General features: G+C 62.2%; 3 protein-coding genes and 1 pseudogene. All 4 read left to right on the forward strand.

Annotated elements, in window-relative coordinates; all coding sequences use genetic code 11:
* Nucleotides 1-716: pseudogene (locus tag BBW68_RS03780) on the forward strand (phage tail protein); the annotation flags it as partial.
* Nucleotides 709-1,374, forward strand: a complete 666-nt coding sequence (locus BBW68_RS03785) for a phage baseplate assembly protein V (protein ID WP_070134063.1) — start codon at nucleotides 709-711, stop codon at nucleotides 1,372-1,374. The pseudogene BBW68_RS03780 and the gene BBW68_RS03785, both read left to right, overlap by 8 nt.
* Nucleotides 1,375-1,459: 85 nt before the next feature.
* Nucleotides 1,460-1,810 carry a phage GP46 family protein gene (locus BBW68_RS03790; protein ID WP_070134064.1) on the forward strand — a complete coding sequence of 117 codons (351 nt, stop codon included), beginning with the start codon at nucleotides 1,460-1,462 and terminating at the stop codon, nucleotides 1,808-1,810.
* A gap of 10 nt (nucleotides 1,811-1,820) precedes the next feature.
* Nucleotides 1,821-2,531 (forward strand): baseplate J/gp47 family protein (locus tag BBW68_RS03795; RefSeq protein ID WP_070134065.1); only part of this gene is annotated, 711 nt, incomplete at its 3' end.

Genomic DNA, 2,531 nt, shown 5'->3' on the forward strand with positions numbered 1-2,531 from the left:
CCGGCAGCGTGAAGAAGGTCAGCATCGAGCCGGGTGACAGCGCGTGGGATGCACTGAAGCGCGTCGCTGAAATGAGCGGCCTGTGGCCGTGGATGGCCCCGGACGGCACCCTGATTATCGGTGGGCCGGACTACAGCGCCACGCCGGTGGATACACTCATCATGCACCATGACGGCCAGAACAATAATCTGCTCAGGCTGGGCAAGCGTACCGACATGAGCGGGCGTTACTCTCAGACCACGGTACTGGCGCAGGGCCACGGCACGGGTCATGAGGATGGCAAGGCAAACCGTAAATGCACGGTGAAGGACACCACCATGACGCTTTACCGCCCGCGTATCGTGGTGGAGGGTGACTCACAGAGTGATGAAGAGGTGCAGTTCCGCGCCCGCAAGCTGCAGGCGGATGCCAGGCTGAACGGTTTTGCGCTCTCGGCCACCCTGCGCGGCTTCACTACCGCGAACGGCACGCTGTGGGCACCAGGCCAGCGGGTTTACGTTAAAAGCGACGTTCACGGGGTGGACGATGTTTACTTCATCATGCGGCGCACCTTCCGGGGCGGACGTGGCCAGCGGCAGGAAACCTCGCTGCTGTTGCGTGAAGATGGTATCTGGCTACCGGATGCGTATCCGAAGTCCGGCCACCGTAAAGGGCACCGGCGCGGCAAAAAAGACAAGGGACTGTGGACAACATGGGAGCAGGTCGACAATGCCTGATTTTTCGGCACTGATAGATAAGCGCATTCGCAAGGCGCTCGGTGGCATACGTCTGGCCTTTCGCAGCGTGCTGACCTGTATCACCACCACGGGCGGCGTCCAGACCGCGCAGGTGGCCGGGCTGGCCCCTGAAGGGCTGGAAGGCATCGAGATGTTTCAGCAGTACGGCTTCACTGCCGCACCGCCAGAGGGTGCGATGGCGATCGTGTTGCCGCCGGGCGGGCGTACCAGCCATGGGATCGTGATTGCCACCGAACACTGCAGCTACCGTCTGCAGGGGCTGGAATCCGGCGAGGTGGCCATCTATACCGATGAGGGAGCCAGCATCGTTCTGAAGCGTAACCGCATCATCGCTGTCACCTGCGACGACTGGGAGCTGGACTGCAAACGTATGAAGGTAAACGCCTCGGAGTCGGTGGCATTCACCACGCCGGAGCTGAGTACATCCGAAAAACTCACTGCACAAGGACTTATCAGCGGTAACGGCGGTATGGCCATCAAAGGCGGCGACGGTGGCGTGACGGCCTCGTTTGAGGGTAATATCAGCCATAAAGGCGGCACCATCACCTCGGTGGCTGTCACCATCAACGGTGTTAAAATTTGGCCTCACATCCACGACACCCCGAATGGCCCGTCAGGCCAGCCCAAAAACGCATAACCCCACCGGGGCGGTATCGCCCCGGACTTAGCCGCTTCACCTCCGTACCTTCCTGCCTTATTCCCCCTGCGGCATTCTGCCCGCTATGGACGCCTATATCGATCACACCACCGGCGATTACACCGGACAACGCTGCACCGACCTGCATAACGCGGTCTGGCTGCGTCTGCGCATCCGCAAGGGCACGTACTGGGCTGACCCGCAGATGGGGTCTCGCCTGCACGAACTGGCCCGCGCGAAGGATATGCCGCAGACCCACACACTGGCCCGCCAGTATGCCGAACAGGCGCTGCAGCCGCTGATTGATGACAAACGGGCGACCGCTGTGGATGTGGTCGTCACCTCGCCTGAAACCGGCTGGCTGCGGCTTTCCATCACGGTCACCAGCGCGGGCGGGGATGTGCTGACCTTCCGGCATCCGGTCAAAGTGGTTTAAACGGGGAATTATGGCTCGCAGCGTACCGGCACTCGCCGACATGACTCAACAACAGCTCAGGGATATCCGCAACCAGCTCCCGGATGCGGACGTCTCCGGTGACAGCGACTACGCTATCCGGGCGAATGCCGTCTCCGGCGTGGCGCAGGGGCTGTACAACGACCAGAGCTGGATACTGCGTCAGATATTCCCGGACACCGCCGACCACGACTGGCTGGTGATGCACGCCCGCTCACGCGGCCTGTCACCCAAGCCTGCCAGTGCAGCAAGCGGTCAGGCAGCATTCACCGGCTCTGCGGGACTGAAAGTGCCCAGTGGTCTGCAGTTCCGTCCACGTGGCGGCAATATTCTGTACCAGACCACGGCTGAGGCCACGCTCAGCGATAAAGGCACCGTCACCGTGAGCGCCAGCGCCATGACTCCTGGCATCATGGGCAACCTCAGCGACAACACCACCGCAACACTGCTCAGTGCCCCGCAGGGTATCGACAGCGCGGTGACGATTAAAACCATGCGTGGTGGCACTGATGCCGAGAGCGATACCTCGCTGCTTTCGCGTCTGCTGGAGCTGATGCGCCGCACGCCAGCCGGGGGCAACAAATACGACTACCGCCGCTGGGCGATGGAGGTCAGCGGCGTGACGGAAGCGTATGTTTACCCCCTGCGCCGGGGCTACGGCACCGTGGACGTGGTGATTACCGCCAGCGGCGGTCTGCCGTCC

The organism is Candidatus Erwinia dacicola (assembly GCF_001756855.1).
Taxonomy (GTDB): domain Bacteria; phylum Pseudomonadota; class Gammaproteobacteria; order Enterobacterales; family Enterobacteriaceae; genus Erwinia; species Erwinia dacicola.

Excerpts from the sequence above, each read along its gene's own strand:
- BBW68_RS03785 (WP_070134063.1), top strand. The coding sequence starts at position 709 with ATGCCTGATTTTTCGGCACTGATAGATAAGCGCATTCGCAAGGCGCTC.
- BBW68_RS03790 (WP_070134064.1), top strand. The coding sequence starts at position 1,460 with ATGGACGCCTATATCGATCACACCACCGGCGATTACACCGGACAACGC.